Below are 17,604 nucleotides of genomic sequence, written 5' to 3'. Positions count from 1 at the left end.
ATTGCCGTATTCAAGCCTTTCGAATGATGTAATGTCGGCAATCTGGAAACTTGACTGGAATATGCATATTTCAGTCCTGAGCCGTCGGTTGGAATGGAATGCCTTTCAAAACCGGCTATATTATAATATCAGCGTCGCGAAATGAGCCTGCCAGGAAAGACGTGCCAAGGAATACGTGTAAGATTAATACGGGATCCGAGACAGAATGAACGCCCCCGCCAAATCAGATGAATTTGCTTCAGCAGTCCCAGCCGGCGTCTTCGCCGAGAGGGTGCTGAGCGTCACGCATTATACCGACCGGCTCTTTCGTTTCACCATGACCCGGCCGCAGGGCTTCCGCTTCCGCTCCGGCGAGTTTGCCATGATCGGCCTGATGGTCGACGGCAAGCCGCTGTACCGCGCCTATTCGATCGCGAGCCCTGCCTGGGCCGACGAGCTCGAATTCTTCTCCATCAAGGTACCGGACGGCCCGCTGACCTCCCACCTGCAGAATATCAAGCCCGGCGATGAAGTGCTGATGCGCAAGAAGCCGACCGGCACGCTGGTTCTGGACGCGCTCACCCCCGGCCGCCGTCTCTACATGTTTTCCACCGGCACCGGCATTGCGCCGTTCGCGAGCCTGATCCGCGATCCGGAAACCTATGAGAAGTATGAGGAGGTCATCCTCACCCACACCACGCGCGATGTTGCCGAGCTGAAATACGGCTTCGATCTCGTCGAGGAAATTCGCAACGACGAGCTGTTGAGCGAAGTCGTCGGCGACAAGCTGCGTCACTATGCGACCGTCACCCGCGAGGAGTTCCCCTTCACCGGCCGCATCACCGATCTCATCGAAAACGGCAAGCTTTTCAGCGATCTCGGCGTGCCGGCGCTGGATCCCACGATCGATCGCGGCATGATCTGCGGCTCCTCCGCCATGCTGAAGGACACCAAGGTGCTGCTCGAAAAAGCCGGCCTGAACGAAGGTGCAAACAACAATCCGGCCGAGTTCGTCATCGAACGCGCTTTCGTCGGTTAAGCGAATTATTTCAATGCAGAATGAAAGGCGGCTTCGGCAACGGAGCCGCCTTTTTCATGCGCGGCTGAGATAATCGATGAGTGACGCCATGGCCGTCTCGGCGGCTTTCGTATCACCGCCCCGAATGGCTTCGATGGCCTGAACATGCATAGCGATTGCCCGACCCATGCGATCATGCGTTCCGGTGGAATACCACAGCCGGCGTGCGTGCGTTTGTACGGGCGCGAGCGCCGCCATGATGAAATTGTTGGGGCAGGCGGCTTCGAGAATCTCGTCGAAGGCCTTATCGGCAGCGAAAAAGCCGGGAAGGTCGCCGGTAACAGCACACTCCGTCATCAGGCGGGCGCATTCCCCCAACTGCTCGCGCTGCTGCTGATCGGCATGGGTGGCGGCAAGCGCGGCCGCAATCGGCTCCAATTCGCGCCTCACCTGCATGACATATTGATGGTCTTCGGGGCGAATCTCCGCGATTTGCAGGCCGACGCGCGGCCGCACATGGATCAATCCCTGCCATGCAAGTTTCTGGATTGCCTCGCGCACCGGTGTTCGCCCATGCTCGGCCACTTCGATCAACTGCTTTTCGGTGACGAGGGCGCCTGGCTTCAGCGCAAGCGTCACGATCGCGTATTCCAACGCGAGATAGGCGAGGTGGCTAAGCGAATTCTGCATTCGAGGCTGGGTCCGGCTTATGCTTGGGTGGCACACAGTGTCATCTAGCATCTCCGAAGGCAACCAAGCGTGATATATCAGCATATTGCAAAGCTAGGCATCACGGCCATGCAGCATGCCTGAATATCGTGTCTGCCGGATCGTCGCTTTGCTGTCGACGATCTCGGTGGCATTTCGCAAGCCTGGCTGGAAAAGCCGCGTGCTATCGACCGATTGCGGTCGCAAGGGTGGGCGGCCTTCGCTTGGCAGCCATGAGCAAGTCCAGTTCGGTGGACGACGGGCCGAATTTGTAGAAGAGGCGCTTTGCCTCCGCATCATCGAGGCGATATTTCCGCGCAAACTCGGCAATGCTGTAAGGGCGGCCGCGGATGACTTTGCGGGTGGTTGTCCGATTGGCGTTTTCCGTCATATTTCCAACCTCCTTTCGGTTCCTCTTTGGTAGATAGCGCCGAGGCCGGGCTTGGAAAGGCCTCAAAAGCCACGGCCCATTTTTTCGCGTCTTGCGTCTCATCGGGCGAACGCAACAAAAAAGGGAAGGCGGTTTGTTCCGCCTTCCCTTTTTTCCTCTTCCCGATTCGGGCTTGTATAGCCCGATGCGCTGCTAACGTCTGATCAGTCGACCGACGAAAATCAGGATGCAGGCGCCGATGAAACCTGTGATCAGGTAGTTCAGCCATACATGGAACGGCAGCGCGATACCGAGTGTCCGGAACAGCCAGCTGGCGACAAGTGCGCCGACGATGCCGAGGATGATGTTCATGATGATGCCTGTGTTGCTTTTCATGATCATCTCGGCGAACCAGCCAGCTAGGCCGCCGATGATAATTGCTGCAATCCAACCGACGTTTGCGTCTTCCATAAAAGAACCTCCTGAGGGCCCGACAGGTTGTTAACAATAACTGATATACACCAAAAACGATTCGCACCCCAACTGTTGCAGATGGCGAGCCGATCGATCCGTTCATTGCAACCCTGATTATTAAGGGAAATTGTTACGGTTGTTTGGGTCTTTCAGAATCGTTTGCCTTGTCGGAGCTCATCCGCCTATGGCGCCGGACTTCTGATTTTCCGTTTTAATGGCGATTTCTTCGGCTCGATGCCGTCACTTCGTGGTAGCGAGATGAGGAAAAGCATCGTCGGTCGCTAGCAACCACAATTTTATGGGTTGACCACAATAGGGTGTCTGCATATGTTCCGCGCACTTCCAGCCGAGGCAGCCTCTGTCTGCGGAAAGGGAGAGCGTAGCTCAGTCGGTAGAGCAACTGACTTTTAATCAGTAGGTCATGGGTTCGAATCCCATCGCTCTCACCATCAAGTTTGCAGTATTCTTTCGGGATTCGGTTTTGGCTCCATTCATGAAAGACGGCGCTGAAATCTGCCGTTCATGTCGTGAAGGAACGCGATGTCTTGAAAAAGCCCCGAACTTTGTGTCGCCCAAATTTTCCTATTCGATGTTGACATTCTCTCGGCAAAGGCAGGCATCTCGTCCCAGATGCTGCGTGCGAGCAGGGAGTCCGATCTTTTTGCCGAGCAACTGGGACCCGAGAAAAGGCCGGTATTCGCTTCCTGCAAGGGAGATGCGCGAATCGAGATATTCATTAGGGCCTGCTGATCGACTAAATGAGCGCTCTTCAACACCAAAGGATCAAGATGTCTGACCATCCGCGTTCACTAGAGTCGACAAGGCATTGTGTATCGGACCGAAAGCCTAAAGGAGCCATTATCTACATAATGGTTGCTGTCGTTGCGGTTATCATCGGGGCGACTTCGGGACGGCACGAGAGCGGGATGCAAACTGTCCCGCCGGTTGCGAAGCTGGTTCATTGAATCGGAATGGCTGGCTCGGCCAAGGACCGATCCAATCGAACGGAAGTCAGCAATCCTCGCTTTGGTGTGTGGCCTAGATCGGAAAGCTGAGCTGCGGGATATTGCCTCTATTTGCTAGCGATACGGAAATAGGCCCATGAGCGATATTTAGGATCGCTGCGGGTAGCTTCCGCAATAGGTGATCGTCGACGTCGACGAGGGTTTGAAATCGAGCCCGCCCAGCCCCGGTTCATCAATCAATATCAATGTGCTGCTCCTTGATGGTGCAATGGCTTTACACGCTTCGACGTCAGCCGTTTCGAGACGCCCGGATAGATATTTCCAATCTAGGCTGGTTAGGCCGTCGTCGACTGCCCAAATGGTTTCGATGAAATCTTCATCGAGCTCGGCGTCTCCGAGTTCTCGTTTCATAGGCCATAAAGGGTTGCGATCCTCCCAGGCTTGATATTCCTCGTCAGAAGCTTCTTCGCTTGGTTCTGGCTCCCAGTGCGGCTGGGAGTAGGTCAGCGCCTGTCCTTCAGTTTCGAACGAAGCGATAAAAACGTGCAGCTTTCTCGGCTGTGTCTGCATTGTTGAATCTCGTTGATTGCGCGGCTCCGCCGCCCGCCGATTTTTCTGGCTAGCCATAACGCACAGGTTGTTGATGACATTTGGTGCAAATTGACTGGTGAAAAATATCGATTTGATAGTACCATAATCTCATCAATAAGATGGTTGGTGAAGACGACGGGCGAATGATGGAATTCGTGGCAGAGCTGTCCCTATGGGAAATCTATGCAATCGTTTGCGGTTTATTGGGGTCTCTGGGACTTTTGTTTGGATTGATCGCGGGCAGGAAGTTTTCGGTAGCCTTGAGCGTGCTGCCACTGATCGGTATCGCGATCACGACACCGGTGACGGAGCGAATTGTGATCCCTTACCTTACGGAACGCTATCCGGTGATCTTTGCCAACAAGGATCTACCCAGGAAGATCGACCAGAAAACCACGCTGACGAAAATAGACCTAACCGATCATATCTACAGCTATTTCTACGATCTTGACGAGGATGATGACGATTTCGATCCACCTCTCGTCAAATCCGCGCAGCTCACGGACCTCTGCGACTTCCTGCTGCCGAAGTTCAGTTCCGGCGAAGCATCTCTGGCGAATTACATCTATCAGCTGAAGGGCAGAGACTATTCATTTTCGGTCGACAGCACCGACTGCTCCTGAGGTTTGGACAGGCAAAATATCAAGAGCGCCCTGATTCGAGATCGGCCGTCACTCGTGGTCGAGCATCGTCGATACAGGTTCTACGGCCAATGCCTATGCGATTGTGGGCCTATGCGATTGTCGAAAGTGCGACGACCGCGACCGCAGTCAGGCCGCCGAAGATCGGCAGCAGTTTCAGCATAACAAGCCGCGCGAGTTTCTTCTTTTCGATCGACGTCATGATCAGCTTTCCTCACATGGCAGTGAAGCTTAAACGCATGAAATTCATGATTCGTTTCACGTCTATCGTCGCATTATAATATTATGTGTCGCTAAAAGTACAGTGATGTGGCGCTGTGTCACTTTCGAAGACGGAAATCCTCCGAAAATCGCGCGGTAGCCGGTTGAGAGATCGCCGCGTATGCTGGTGTCGTTATTTCCATCGGAACCTAATCCCATCAAGCGAGTTCCTTTTTCAAAAGAGAGGAGGCGCAACTTGGCACAGGATCGACAAAGCGAATCGCATGGCGAACGTGAGAAGAAGCAAGCCCTGGCGAAAATACAGCACAGCAAGGTGCGCAAGGACGACCGGCTGAACAAAGAAAAGGACGAGGCTTCCCTCGTTGCCGATCCCCGCAACAGGCTTACGGAGGGTAAAGTCGATCCGGTGACAAAGGAGCGCAAGCCTAGGGACGCATGAGCGATACCGGTGTCGGATGGCTGCCTGCGTGTTCCATGTGCCGTTTCCTCATGGAGAGAAGATAATCTTGCGGCCCGACAACGTGGCGGCGGGACGATCGCACGACGATAATCGTTTCGGCAGTGCCGTTTGTGTGGGCGACTTGATTTTCCATCATTCACGAATGCAGTGACTGGGATGACGGCCGGTTTGTGCTGCCATCGTTCAGCGCAATGGCCATGATGGCAAGAAGAACATATTCGCGCTTCCAGCCTGATTTCATCGCCGCAGCAACCAGGCTCTCGATGGAGGGTTCCAGGGCGAAAAGACAGGCTGTCAGATAATTTGTCTGTGATGCTGCTTCCAAAGGGGGAGGGTTTATGGCGGGTCTCAACTTCCTGCTCCGTCTATTGATTTGACCGGATAGGAATGGACTGTAATTTCACCGGGTTTCCCGGGTTTGTCTCGTTTATTGCAGAACGTTGCTACTGCCGAGTGGCTTCAAGAGAGCCAAGGTCGATATCGGTATTTGGCGGGCGATATCCGGATAATGCACACTTGCCCCTGCCGACATCGATGGAGCCAGCCTCCAGAATCATTCCAGGAAAAGTGCGCAGCGGTCTTCCGTCCGGAATTCCGCGAAAACAGCGAGAGACATCCGACGAAAGGATCGCAAAACAAACGATCATATTAAGCAAGCGGCATTCAAGCTGCCGCAGCTCGGTCTTTCGTCAGGATATTTGATGGAGCGCCGTAGCGGTCAACTCTACCACCAGCTGGACGGTAAAGTTGACCACGATTCGAGAGTGAAACGAGTTTTAGGCCTTGCCGCCGTTCTTCTTGCAATCGCTTCGGAACTTGGCGCGTGCCTTTCCATGCAGACCCTTGGCGTCAGCCTGAGTCGAACATGCCTTGGAGACGGCAGTCTGCGCCGGCTTCATTGCCTTCGGCTTGGTCATTGTCGTCGTCGAGGGGGTCGACGTCGTTGCGCTCGGGGTTGTTGTGGTGGTGCTGGGGGTGGTCGCGGTTTGTGCCATGGCACTTACACTGAAGAGTGCGACAAAGGCTGCAGTCGTGAACATAGTAGCAATTCTCATGGGGGCTTTTCCTCTGCTGACTAGCTGGGGTGGAATGTGCGTTGTTCGACGAACATCAACAGCTTGAACCAATATTTTTACAAAAGCAATTCGTTCATCAGGCAGCTTCGCGACTGTTGGCTGCGCCCGGAAAACCGGGGGAAATCGGGGTTTTACGCGTTGCCGCAGGTATCTCAATTCCGTCAACTTTAAGGCAAGATGCCGAGCCCGCTCGAAAAGGTGATTGGCTTTCCGATACCCGCGCCGCTAGGAAGGGAGCCGAAATGACATAGCCGGAGTCCATCGTGTCGCTTGCCGATATCTCGCTTCTGAGTGCCTTGCTCGCCGGAGCGCTTTCGTTTCTTTCACCTTGCGTCTTGCCGCTCGTGCCGCCTTATCTCTGCTACATGGCGGGAATCTCGGTCGAACAGTTTCGCGGCGGCGGTGCAGCCGTAGCGGCGAGCCCGAGCGTTCGCGGCAATGTGCTGATGTCGGCATTGTTCTTCACGCTGGGATTTGCCACCGTATTCGTCGCGCTGGGTGCCGGTGCATCCTCGATCGGCATGCTTTTGCGCCAGCACCTCGATGTCCTCGCCAAGATCGGCGGTATCATCATCGTCATCATGGGCCTGAATTTCCTTGGCGTTTTCCGTATCGGCATTCTCGCCCGTGAGGCCCGCTTCCAGAGCGGCGGCAAGCCGGCGACGCTGACGGGCGCCTATATCATGGGGCTTGCTTTTGCCTTTGGCTGGACGCCCTGCATCGGCCCGGTGCTCGGCGCCATCCTCGGCATTGCCGCCTCGCGTGAGACGGTCGGCGCTGGCGCGGGCCTGCTCGCCGTCTATTCGCTCGGGCTTGCCATCCCTTTCTGGATCGCCGCCGGCTTTTCCGGCGCCTTCATGCGGTTTCTCTCCCGCTTCCGCCGCCATCTCGGGACGGTCGAAAAAATCATGGGCGGACTTCTGGTGCTGACCGGCCTTGCTTTCATCTTCGGCTATGTCAGCGATATGGCGATCTGGTTTCAGCAGACCTTTCCAATCCTGATGAAAATCGGCTAAGCCGGGCGATACCTTTCGCCCTCATTTCCCTCGGCAAAATGGAACGTGCTTGATGGCTGACCCCCATGGCTGATATCATTGGTCTGCTGCTGCCATTCTTCGGCCTGATCCTGATCGGCTATGTTGCCGCACGTGTCACAAAGCAGCCGGCAGAAGCGCTCGGCTGGCTGAATACGTTCATTATCTACGCGGCATTGCCGGCGCTGTTCTTCAAGCTCGTTTCGCAGACGCCGATCGAACAGCTGACTCGGATCGATTTTATCGCCACCGATATCGCCGCGACTTATTCGATTTTTCTGCTGCTGTTTCTGATCGGCCGTTTCCTGCGCCGCAATTCGCTTGCCGACAGCACCATCCAGGCCTTTGCCGGCGCCTATGGCAATATCGGCTATATGGGGCCGGGGCTTGCGCTGCTGGCGCTCGGTGAAAGGGCCGCGGTTCCGGTGGCGCTGATCGTGTGCTTTGAAAACGCACTGCATTTCATCGTCGCGCCCGCCCTTATGGCACTGGAAGGCGGCGACAAACGCTCGCCATGGCGGCTTGCAGCGGATATCGCCCGGAAGGTGCTGCTGCACCCTTTCATCCTGTCGACCGCGCTTGGTTTCGTCGTGGCTGCGCTTTCGCTGCATCAGCCCATCGCCTTCGAGCGATTTGTCAATTATCTCGCGCAAGCAGCTGCGCCTTGTGCACTATTCGCCATGGGGGTAACGCTTGCGCTGCGTCCGTTGAAGCGGATTCCAGTCGAGATCGGCTATATCGTGCCGGCAAAGCTCATCTTGCATCCGTTGGTCGTCTATATCGTTCTGCAAGCTGTCGGCGGCTTCGATCCGATCTGGATCGAGGCGGCCGTATTGTTGGCAGCGCTGCCGACGGCAACGAACGTCTTCGTCATCGGCCAGCAATATGGCGTCTGGCAGGAACGGGCCTCCGCGACCATCCTGATCACCACGGCATGTTCCGTGGTGACGGTTTCCCTGGTTCTCTATCTGATAAAGTCGGGCGTCTTACCGGCGCAGCTTTTCACGTAATGCCGACGAGAAATTGCGCAAGCCGCCGCCGGGTTCGATGCCCTCGCGCATGACGATGTTGCGCAGCGGAGCAATGGCCGAAAGGACATGCAGGCCCGCCGCGCGCAGCATCTGTACGGGCAGGAAGTCCGACAGCAGCGAACGATTGAGGAGATCGACACTCGCCGTGCGGCTGAGAATGTCGGCGCGTCTCTTGCGGTCGAAACTATCGCCCGATGTTGCCGCAATCGGCTGATCCGGACGTGTGTTCAGAATTTCCGACAGCACCAATATATCGCGAAGGCTCAAGTTGAGCCCCTGCGCGCCGATTGGCGGGAAGACATGGGCTGCTTCGCCGATCAGCGCGGCGCGGCCCTTGCCGAAGCGATAGGCCGTCATGCCGGAAAGCGGCCAGACCTGCACGCTGTCCTCGATCGTGACCTGGCCGAGCATCGACTGCATCCGCTCCTCGACCTGCCGGCCGAGTTCTTCCAGCGACTTCTCCGCATTGACAGCCGCTTCGGCTGGCTTTTGAACCCAGACGAGGCTGGAGCGCCGGCCGGGCAGGGGCACCTGTGTAAAGGGGCCACTTTCGGTGTGGAATTCCGTGGAGATGTTCTGATGCGGCAGGCTATGCGAAAAATTCAGAACCATTGCCGATTGCGGATAAGACCAGCCCTTGGTCTTGATTCCAAGCGTCTCTCGCACCATCGAATTGCGGCCGTCCGCGCCGACGACGAATGCGGCATCGATCGAATCGCCATTGTCGAGGGTGATCGATACGCCATCATCGCCGAAGGTGATTTCAGAAGCGGTGGCTTCTATGCGGCTGACATTGCCTTCGGCGTCGATGGCTTCGCTGAGATTGTCGAGCAAAACGGCATTTGGAATATTGTAGCCGAAGGCGTCCAGGCCGATTTCGGACGATCGGAATGAGACGGTCGGCGCCCGCAGCAGCCGCGACGTGCCGTCGATGATGCGCATCGTGGTCAGCGGCGCGGCCGAAGGCGCGATCCGGTCCCACAGCGTCAGGCGCTCCAGAAAGCGGATCGATTGATCCATCAGAGCCGTCGTCCGCTTGTCGGCTTTATTATGCGGTGCCGCGACAAGGGCGACGGATCTTCCGCCGCGTGCCAACGCGAAAGCCGTGATCATGCCGGCGAGCCCACCGCCGATGACGGCCACTTCAATCTGCTTCATATCGATGCCTCAATTGCCTTTGGTTCTGAAAATAAGCGCTTAGCCTGTTGAAATCCATGGGATGAAACATCGCAACTGGTGAAAATGACAACAAGTCGCGCTAGCGTGTGGGGATCGACGCTTTTGTGCTGGCGGTGCAAACCAAAGGATGCATATTAGCGAAAAAACCGCCTGCCGGGGCAGGCGCATAAGCTGACGAGTCGTGGGGCGGATGAAAATCTTCAATTACAAGCGGGTGCCTTATGCGGAGATGCGTGCCTTCTCCGTTCATATTCTCACGGCATCCGGATCGTTTCTCGCCTTTCTCGGCGTGGTCGCAGCATCCGAGCACCGCTTTGTCGATATGTTCTGGTGGCTCGGCCTGGCGCTGCTGGTCGATGGGATCGACGGGCCGATCGCGCGCAAGGTTCGCGTCAAGGAGGTGCTGCCCAACTGGTCTGGCGATACGCTCGACAATATCATCGATTACGTGACCTATGTGCTGCTGCCGGCCTTCGCGCTCTATGAGAGCGGCATGATCGGTGAGCCCTGGTCGTTTGTCGCGGCCGGGATGATCGTGGTCTCCAGCGCCATCTATTACGCCGATACCGGCATGAAGACGGACGAATATTTCTTTTCCGGCTTTCCGGTCGTCTGGAACATGGTGATCTTCACGCTTTTCGTCATCGGCGCCAGCGCCACGACAGCCATGATCCTCGTCGGCTTTTCCGTCGTCCTGACCTTCCTGCCGATCAATTTTCTACATCCCGTGCGCGTCAAGCGCTTGCGGCCACTGAACCTGGGCGTATTTCTCTTCTGGTCGGCGCTTGGCATCTATTCGCTGCTGATGCATTTCGTCATGCCGCAATGGGCCGTTGTCCTCTTCATCATCAGTGGTATTTATCTTTATTGCATCGGTGCCGTACTGCAGTTTTTCCCGTCCCTCGGACGTCAATAAGGACGACGCATTATGAAGAAGACCAAAGTTATCCGTATCCATGAAAATGGCGGTCCTGAGGTCATGAAGCTGGAGGAGCTGGATCTGCCGCCTCCCGGCGCGGGCGAGGTGCAGCTTCGCCATGCCGCGATCGGTCTCAATTTCATCGACGTCTATTTTCGTTCCGGCCTCTACAAGGCACCGCAATTTCCGTTGGCCCTCGGCAAGGAAGCAGCGGGCACGATCACCGAAGTTGGATCTGGCGTGACCGATTTCGCCGTCGGCGATCGTGTTGCCTATGTCGGCAGCGACGGTGCCTACAGCGTCGAGCGCAACATCGAGACGCGGCATCTCGTGAAGGTGCCAGATGATATTCCGCTCGAAACCGCGGCATCGATGATGTTGAAGGGCATGACAGCCGAGTATCTGCTGAACCGCACCTTCAAGGTCGGTTCAGGCACGACGCTGTTGTTCCATGCGGCTGCTGGCGGCGTTGGCCTGATTGCTGGCCAATGGGCCAAGGCGCTTGGCGCCGGCACCGTCATCGGCACCGCCGGTTCCGCCGAGAAGATCGCGCTCGCACTGGCACATGGCTACGACCACGTCATTGATTACACCAAGGAGAATTTTGCTGAGCGGGTTCGTGAGATTACTGGCGGCAAGGGTGTGGATGTCGTCTACGACTCGGTCGGCAAGGACACGTTTCCGCAGTCGCTCGATTGCCTGAAGCCGCGCGGGATGTGGGTCACCTTCGGTCAGTCTTCCGGCCCGATCGAGAACTTCAATCTCGCAATCCTCAATCAGAAGGGCTCTCTTTTCACGACGCGCCCGAGCCTCTTTGCCTATATCGGCACGCCTGAGGAGTTGAGAGCCAGTGCAAATGCGTTATTTGCTGTTGTGCAAAGCAGCAAAGTGCGTATCAATATTCATCAGACTTATCCGCTTGTTGATGCAGGGCGCGCGCACGCGGATCTGGAAGCCAGGAAAACGAGTGGAACTACACTACTGATCCCATAGATCCGCAAAGGACAGGTCGGTGGGAAGGAAATGAGGGGAACGTGTCGTCATCTGATGCGCCGGCAACCGGTGCACTATTGTCGGTTCGCAAACTGACGAAACTGTTCGGCAGTTTTGCGGCCTGCAACGAAATCGATCTTGAAATCCAGCCAGGCGAAATTCACGCCCTTCTCGGCGAAAACGGCGCTGGCAAATCCACGCTGGTCAAGATGCTGTTCGGCGTGCTCGAGCCGTCGCACGGGCAGATCGTCTGGCAGGGGCAGCCTGTGTCGATCGACGCGCCGAGTACGGCGCGCAAGCTCGGGATCGGCATGGTGTTCCAGCATTTTTGCCTCTTCGAGGCGCTGACCGTCGCGGAAAACATCGCGCTCTCGCTCGACAACAATATCCCGCTCGCTAAGGTCGCGGAGGAGACGGCAAAGCTTTCGCGCGCCTATGGCATGCCGCTCGATCCCAATGCGCATGTTGCCGATCTGTCGGTTGGCGAGCGTCAGCGCATCGAAATTCTCCGCGCGCTGCTGCAGAACCCGAAGCTTATTATCCTGGATGAGCCCACTTCCGTTCTGACGCCGCAGGAAGCTGATCGCCTGTTCGAGACGCTGTATCAGCTCAGAGACGAGGGGCGCTCGGTACTCTACATCAGCCACCGGCTGGAAGAGGTACAGCGCATCTGTTCGCGCGCTACCGTGCTGCGGCACGGCAAGGTTACCGGGGCCTGCGATCCACGGCAGGAGACAACGGGATCGCTCGCCCGCATGATGGTCGGCAGTGATGTCGCGAGCGTGCAGCATGAAGGCCTGGACAAGAAAGGCGATATTCTACTGGAGGTCGCCGGCCTTTCCGCTCCCGCGCGCACTCCCTTTGCCATGTCGCTCAAGGATCTTTCGCTGCGCGTGCGCGCCGGCGAGGTGCTGGCGATAGCCGGCGTGGCCGGAAACGGCCAGGCAGAACTCTTCGATGTCATTTCGGGCGAATATACGGTCGTAGCGGATGATCTGGTCCAGCTGCGCGGCAAGGGCGTCGGCACCAAGGGCATTAACGCGCGCCGGCTGCTCGGAGCCGGTTTCGTGCCGGAGGAACGTCACGGTCACGCCGCCGTATCGGCGCTGAAACTGTCCGACAATCTCGTGCTCGCCCGCAATCAGTCGGATCGCAAGGCATTTTTGAGCGGACGCTTCCTCAACATCATCAGGCACGGCGCAGTCAGGCAGGCGACGAAGCGGATCTGCGAGGCGATGGATGTGCGCAAGAGCGGCGAAGATCCGGCCGCCGGCGCGCTTTCGGGCGGCAATCTGCAAAAGTTCATCGTTGGCCGCGAGCTTGACCGTCAGCCAAGCGTCCTCGTCGTCAACCAGCCGACCTGGGGTGTGGATGCAGGTGCTGCGAGCCGCATCCGCCAGGCGATGGTCGATCTTGCCCGCGATGGTTCGGCCGTAGTCGTCATCAGCCAGGATCTCGATGAGATTTTCGAGGTCGCGACCGATATCGCCGTCATCTCGGAAGGGCGCCTATCGCCATCCTACCCGGCTGGAGAGCTGACCCGCGAAAAGATCGGCCTGCTGATGGGCGGGCTGCATGAAGCAAAGACGCATTCGGAGCCTGCACATGCGCATTGAACTCGAAAAGCGCCCGCAGGTCTCGAAGCTGTTCGGCATCCTGTCGCCGTTGCTTGCACTTGCATTGGCATTGATTGCCGGCACCATCATGTTCGCCCTCATGGGCAAGGATCCCGTCGAGGCGCTCGACGCCTTCTTCGTTGAACCTTTGCTGGAAGTCTGGTCGCTGCACGAACTGGCGATCAAGGCCGGGCCGCTGATCCTGATCGCCGTCGGTCTTTGCCTCTGCTACCGCTCCAACAATTGGAACATCGGTGCCGAGGGCCAGTTCACGATGGGAGCTGTCGCCGGCTCCTTCATCCCGATCGTCTTCACCGATTGGCATTCGCCGATGGTCCTGCCTTTGATGCTGATTGCGGGCGCCATCGGCGGTGCGCTCTATGCCGCCATCCCGGCGCTCTTGAAGGCGCATTTCAATACCAACGAGATCCTGACGAGCCTGATGCTCGTCTATATTGCCCAGCTTTTCCTGGATTGGCTGTCGCGCGGGCCGTGGCGCGATCCGCAGGGTCATAACTTCCCGCAGAGCATCGATTTTCCGCCCGAAGCGGTCCTGCCGGCGATCTGGGAGGATTCTGGGCGCGCACATTGGGGCATCGTCTTTGCTGTTGTTGCGGCGATCCTCGCCTGGTTCCTGATGAAGTACACGCTGAAAGGCTTCGAGATCGTGGTGCTCGGCCAGTCGGCACGGGCAGGGCGCTTTGCCGGCTTTTCCTCGCGAAAAATGGTCTGGTTCGCCTTCCTTTTCTCAGGCGCACTGGCTGGGCTGGCCGGCATATCCGAGGTCTCCGGCTCTATCGGCCATCTGCAGCCGGCGATCTCGCCGGGCTACGGTTTCACCGCCATCATCGTTGCCTTCCTCGCACGCCTCAATCCGCTCGGAGCCATCCTTTCCGGTCTGGTGCTGGCGCTCACCTATCTCGGCGGCGAGGCGGCGCAATTGTCACCCGGCATTTCCGCCAAGGCGGCCAGCGTCTTCCAGGGCTTGCTTCTGTTCTTCGTGCTCTCCTGCGACACGCTGATTTATTACAAAATCCGGCTGGTCTGGTCGCGGGTTCGGGGAGGTGCGGCATGAGCGTCTTCGAAGCAATTCTGCTCACCATCATCACCGCATCAACGCCGCTCGTCATCGCCGGCCTCGGCGAACTGGTGGCGGAGCGCTCCGGCGTGCTCAATCTCGGCGTCGAAGGCATGATGATCATCGGTGCCGTCGCCGCTTTCGTCGGCGCGCAGATGAGCGGGTCGCCCTATGTCGGCCTGTTGACCGGCATTATTGCCGGTGCGCTCTTCTCATTGCTGTTCGGCTTCCTGACCTTGACGCTGGTGACGAACCAGGTGGCGACCGGTCTGGCGTTGACCATTCTTGGCCTCGGCCTTTCCGGCATGATCGGCGAGGGCTATGTCAGCGTGCCGGGCGTACAGCTGCACGAGATCGTCTTCCCGTTCCTGTCGGATATTCCGCTGATCGGCTCGGTGCTGTTCAAGCAGGACCTGACCTTCTACCTCTCGATCGCGCTGCTGATCGGCGTGAACTGGTTCCTCTTCCGCAGTCGTGCCGGCCTGAAGCTGCGCGCCGTCGGCGACAGCCACGGCTCGGCCCATGCGCTTGGCATCGATGTCATCCGCACCCGCTATCTCGCCGTCATGTTCGGCGGTGCCTGCGCCGGGCTTGCCGGCGCGCAACTCTCGCTCGTCTACACGCCGCAATGGGTCGAGAACATGTCGGCCGGCCGTGGCTGGGTGACGCTGGCTCTCGTCGTCTTCGCATCTTGGCGGCCGATGCGTGTGATGGCCGGCGGCTATCTCTTCGGTGCCGTGACGATCCTGCAGTTTCACGCGCAGGGTTTTGGCGTCGGCATACCCGCGCAATTCCTGTCGATGCTACCCTACGCATCGACTATTGTGGTTCTCGTCATCATCTCTCAAAATCGTCGCGCGACCTTGATCAACACGCCAGCGTCGCTCGGCAAGGCCTTCGTTCCGGAGCGCTGATTGCAACGGCCGGACCGATTTCTGCAAAACATGTCAAACCAACAGGGGTAACCATGAAAAAACTAGCACTCGCCCTCACAACGACAGCCGCCGCCATCGTTGGTTTCGCTGCCGCCGCCGAAGCGGCGCCGACCAAGGTCTGCTTCGTCTATGTCGGTTCGCATACGGATGGTGGCTACTCGCAGGCGCATGATCTCGGCCGCCAGCAGATCCAGAAGGAATTCGGCGACAAGATCGATACGCCTTACCTTGAAAACGTGCCGGAAGGCCCGGATGCCGAGCGTGCCATCGAGCGTCTTGCCCGTTCCGGCTGCTCGCTGATCTTCTCGACCTCGTTCGGCTTCATGGATGCGACCGTCAAGGTTGCCGCCAAGTTCCCGAAGGTGAAGTTCGAGCATGCGACCGGCTTCAAGAGCGGCCCGAATCTTGCGACCTACAACTCGCGCTTCTATGAAGGCCGCTACATCCTTGGCCAGATCGCCGCCAAGATGTCGAAGAACCATGGTGCTGCCTACATCGCGTCCTTCCCGATTCCGGAAGTCGTCATGGGGATCAACTCCTTCGAGCAGGGTGCCCGCTCCATCGATCCGAGCTTCAAGCTCAAGGTCGTATGGGTCAACACCTGGTTCGACCCCGGCAAGGAAGCCGATGCTGCCAAGGCGATGGTCGACCAGGGCGTCGATATCCTGACGCAGCATACCGATACGACGGCGCCGATGCAGGTTGCCGAAGAGCGCGGCATTCATGCCTTCGGTCAGGCTTCCGACATGATCAAGGCTGGCCCGAAGGCGCAGCTGACTGCCATCGTCGACACCTGGGGCAATTACTACTCCAAGCGCGTTCATGCGCTGCTCGACGGCAAGTGGAAGTCCGAGCAGAGCTGGGACGGCCTGAAGGACGGCATCCTGAAGATGGCCGACTACACCAACATGCCTGACGACGTGAAGAAGATGGCTCAGGAAACCGAAGCCAAGATCAAGTCCGGCGAACTCGCTCCCTTCACCGGTCCGATCAACAAGCAGGACGGCACGCCCTGGCTGAAGGCTGGCGAAAAGGCTGACGACGGCACGCTGCTCGGCATGAACTTCTACATCGAAGGCGTTGACGACAAGCTGCCGGCTTCGAAATAAGCAGACTAAATAGTCTAAGTTGAGAAAGGGCGCCAAAGGCGCCCTTTTTTGTTGCACTGCATCATCGAATGCCGATTTACAAAAGTATTACTATATGATTTTTTGACTGCGGGCCTGAGGAAACGGCCTTTGGGAGGATATCATGAAATTGAAGACTGCACTGATCAGTGCCACGATGCTTGCTGCCTGCATGTTTACGTCGGCATCGGCTAAAGACCTGGTCGTCGGATTCTCGCAAATCGGTTCGGAGTCCGGTTGGCGTGCGGCTGAAACGACGCTGACGAAGCAGGAAGCGAAGAAGCGCGGCATCGACCTGAAATTTGCCGACGCGCAGCAGAAGCAGGAAAATCAGATCAAGGCGATCCGCTCCTTCATCGCGCAAGGCGTCGATGCGATCCTTCTCGCGCCCGTCGTCGAAACCGGCTGGGATGCCGTCCTGAAGGAAGCCAAGGAAGCAAAGATCCCGGTCATCCTGCTTGACCGCACGGTCAACGCGCCGAAGGACCTTTATCTGACCGCCGTTACGTCCGACTTGGTTCATGAAGGCAAGGTTGCCGGTGACTGGCTCGTGAAGACAGTCGGTGACAAGAAGTGCAATATCGTCGAGCTGCAGGGCACGACCGGCTCCTCACCGGCTATCGGCCGCAAGAAGGGCTTCGAAGAGGCGATCAAGGGTCATGACAACCTGAAGATCGTTCGCAGCCAGACCGGTGACTTCACCCGCGCCAAGGGCAAGGAAGTCATGGAAAGCTTCCTGAAGGCCGAGAACGGCGGCAAGGACATCTGCGCGCTCTATGCCCATAACGACGATATGGCCGTTGGCGCCATCCAGGCGATCAAGGAAGCCGGTCTGAAGCCGGGCAAGGATATCCTGACCGTGTCGGTCGATTCGGTTCCGGATCTCTTCAAGGCCATGGCGGCCGGCGAAGCGAATGCGACCGTCGAGCTGACCCCGAACATGGCCGGTCCGGCCTTCGATGCGCTGGATGCCTACCTGAAGACCAAGAAGGAGCCGCCGAAGTGGATCCAGACTGAGTCCAAGCTCTACACGCAGGCCGATGATCCGCAGAAGGTCTACGAGCAGAAGAAGGATCTCGGCTACTGAGACGAAAGCCCATCGCACCGGACTGGCAACGCCGCCGGTGCGATGTCTTGTGCAGATGCCGGCGCATCTAAGGAATGCGCCGGCTGTCGCTTTCGCAATTT

At 57.7% G+C, this 17,604-nt stretch carries 18 protein-coding genes and 1 tRNA gene; 13 read left to right on the top strand and 6 right to left on the bottom strand.

The genetic code is table 11. The annotated features are described in order from the left end of the window. Positions 1–205: 205 nt before the first annotated feature. Positions 206–1,018 carry a ferredoxin--NADP reductase gene (locus tag GA0061103_RS23610; protein WP_092715487.1) on the top strand — a complete coding sequence of 271 codons (813 nt, stop codon included), beginning with the start codon at positions 206–208 and terminating at the stop codon, positions 1,016–1,018. 54 nt (positions 1,019–1,072) lie between these two features. On the opposite strand, the gene GA0061103_RS23605 is transcribed toward GA0061103_RS23610, so the two are convergent. The 3 genes from GA0061103_RS23605 to GA0061103_RS23595 all read right to left on the bottom strand — a co-directional run bounded on the left by GA0061103_RS23605 (position 1,073) and on the right by GA0061103_RS23595 (position 2,546). Beyond that, positions 1,073–1,687 carry a GntR family transcriptional regulator gene (locus GA0061103_RS23605; protein ID WP_092715486.1) on the bottom strand — a complete coding sequence of 205 codons (615 nt, stop codon included), beginning with the start codon at positions 1,685–1,687 and terminating at the stop codon, positions 1,073–1,075. 202 nt (positions 1,688–1,889) lie between these two features. Beyond that, positions 1,890–2,096 carry a hypothetical protein gene (locus GA0061103_RS23600; protein WP_075852548.1) on the bottom strand — a complete coding sequence of 69 codons (207 nt, stop codon included), beginning with the start codon at positions 2,094–2,096 and terminating at the stop codon, positions 1,890–1,892. A gap of 192 nt (positions 2,097–2,288) precedes the next feature. After that, positions 2,289–2,546, bottom strand: a complete 258-nt coding sequence (locus GA0061103_RS23595; protein WP_075852549.1) for a GlsB/YeaQ/YmgE family stress response membrane protein — start codon at positions 2,544–2,546, stop codon at positions 2,289–2,291. Between the two features lie 376 nt (positions 2,547–2,922). Here GA0061103_RS23595 and GA0061103_RS23590 point away from each other — a divergent pair. Beyond that, positions 2,923–2,998 (top strand) — tRNA-Lys (locus tag GA0061103_RS23590). A 663-nt stretch (positions 2,999–3,661) separates the two neighbouring features. Here GA0061103_RS23590 and GA0061103_RS23580 read toward each other — a convergent pair. After that, a complete protein-coding gene (locus tag GA0061103_RS23580; protein WP_092715484.1) occupies positions 3,662–4,084 on the bottom strand; it encodes a hypothetical protein in 423 nt (140 codons plus the stop codon). 281 nt (positions 4,085–4,365) lie between these two features. Here GA0061103_RS23580 and GA0061103_RS23575 point away from each other — a divergent pair, with 281 nt between their 5' ends. Then, entirely contained in the window at positions 4,366–4,728 is a 363-nt protein-coding gene (locus GA0061103_RS23575; protein ID WP_245304851.1) for a hypothetical protein, read from the top strand. Between the two features lie 475 nt (positions 4,729–5,203). Beyond that, positions 5,204–5,407 carry a hypothetical protein gene (locus GA0061103_RS23570; protein ID WP_092715482.1) on the top strand — a complete coding sequence of 68 codons (204 nt, stop codon included), beginning with the start codon at positions 5,204–5,206 and terminating at the stop codon, positions 5,405–5,407. Between the two features lie 797 nt (positions 5,408–6,204). Here GA0061103_RS23570 and GA0061103_RS23560 read toward each other — a convergent pair. Next, positions 6,205–6,483, bottom strand: a complete 279-nt coding sequence (locus tag GA0061103_RS23560; protein WP_092715480.1) for a PsiF family protein — start codon at positions 6,481–6,483, stop codon at positions 6,205–6,207. A gap of 284 nt (positions 6,484–6,767) precedes the next feature. Between GA0061103_RS23560 and GA0061103_RS23555 the strand changes: the two genes are divergently transcribed. Beyond that, complete coding sequence (locus GA0061103_RS23555; protein WP_092715479.1) at positions 6,768–7,520, top strand: cytochrome c biogenesis CcdA family protein; 753 nt, start codon at positions 6,768–6,770, stop codon at positions 7,518–7,520. 65 nt (positions 7,521–7,585) lie between these two features. Then, positions 7,586–8,548: an AEC family transporter gene (locus GA0061103_RS23550; protein WP_092715478.1), complete on the top strand. Its 963-nt coding sequence runs from the start codon at positions 7,586–7,588 to the stop codon at positions 8,546–8,548. Here the strand turns inward: GA0061103_RS23550 and GA0061103_RS23545 are convergent. Continuing rightward, positions 8,525–9,727, bottom strand: coding sequence for a UbiH/UbiF family hydroxylase (locus tag GA0061103_RS23545; protein WP_092715477.1), 1,203 nt, complete (start codon positions 9,725–9,727; stop codon positions 8,525–8,527). The two genes, GA0061103_RS23550 and GA0061103_RS23545, sit on opposite strands and share 24 nt — an antisense overlap. Positions 9,728–9,938: 211 nt before the next feature. On the opposite strand from GA0061103_RS23545, the gene pcsA reads away from it, so the two are divergent. The 7 genes from pcsA (at position 9,939) to ytfQ (ending at position 17,503) form a co-directional block, all read left to right on the top strand. Next, on the top strand, positions 9,939–10,664 hold the full coding sequence (gene pcsA / locus GA0061103_RS23540; RefSeq protein ID WP_092715476.1) for a phosphatidylcholine synthase: 726 nt from the start codon (positions 9,939–9,941) through the stop codon (positions 10,662–10,664). A gap of 12 nt (positions 10,665–10,676) precedes the next feature. Beyond that, positions 10,677–11,660 (top strand): quinone oxidoreductase family protein, encoded by a 984-nt coding sequence (locus tag GA0061103_RS23535; RefSeq protein WP_092715475.1) that lies wholly within the window; start codon positions 10,677–10,679, stop codon positions 11,658–11,660. A 41-nt stretch (positions 11,661–11,701) separates the two neighbouring features. Further along, on the top strand, positions 11,702–13,276 hold the full coding sequence (locus tag GA0061103_RS23530; RefSeq protein ID WP_092715474.1) for an ABC transporter ATP-binding protein: 1,575 nt from the start codon (positions 11,702–11,704) through the stop codon (positions 13,274–13,276). Further along, positions 13,266–14,351, top strand: coding sequence for an ABC transporter permease (locus tag GA0061103_RS23525; protein ID WP_092715472.1), 1,086 nt, complete (start codon positions 13,266–13,268; stop codon positions 14,349–14,351). Before GA0061103_RS23530 ends, GA0061103_RS23525 begins: the two co-directional genes overlap by 11 nt. Next, positions 14,348–15,268 (top strand): ABC transporter permease, encoded by a 921-nt coding sequence (locus GA0061103_RS23520; protein ID WP_092715470.1) that lies wholly within the window; start codon positions 14,348–14,350, stop codon positions 15,266–15,268. Before GA0061103_RS23525 ends, GA0061103_RS23520 begins: the two co-directional genes overlap by 4 nt. Positions 15,269–15,321: 53 nt before the next feature. Then, positions 15,322–16,398 carry a BMP family ABC transporter substrate-binding protein gene (locus GA0061103_RS23515; protein ID WP_092715468.1) on the top strand — a complete coding sequence of 359 codons (1,077 nt, stop codon included), beginning with the start codon at positions 15,322–15,324 and terminating at the stop codon, positions 16,396–16,398. A 142-nt stretch (positions 16,399–16,540) separates the two neighbouring features. Further along, positions 16,541–17,503 (top strand): galactofuranose ABC transporter, galactofuranose-binding protein YtfQ, encoded by a 963-nt coding sequence (ytfQ, locus tag GA0061103_RS23510; RefSeq protein WP_092715466.1) that lies wholly within the window; start codon positions 16,541–16,543, stop codon positions 17,501–17,503. Positions 17,504–17,604 lie beyond the last annotated feature (101 nt).

Origin of the sequence: Martinezella multihospitum (genome assembly GCF_900094585.1) — a bacterium.
Classification (GTDB): Bacteria; Pseudomonadota; Alphaproteobacteria; order Rhizobiales; family Rhizobiaceae; genus Rhizobium; species Rhizobium multihospitium.
The sequence above is the reverse complement of the archived record's forward strand: the minus strand, read 5'-3'. Positions and strand labels throughout refer to the sequence as shown.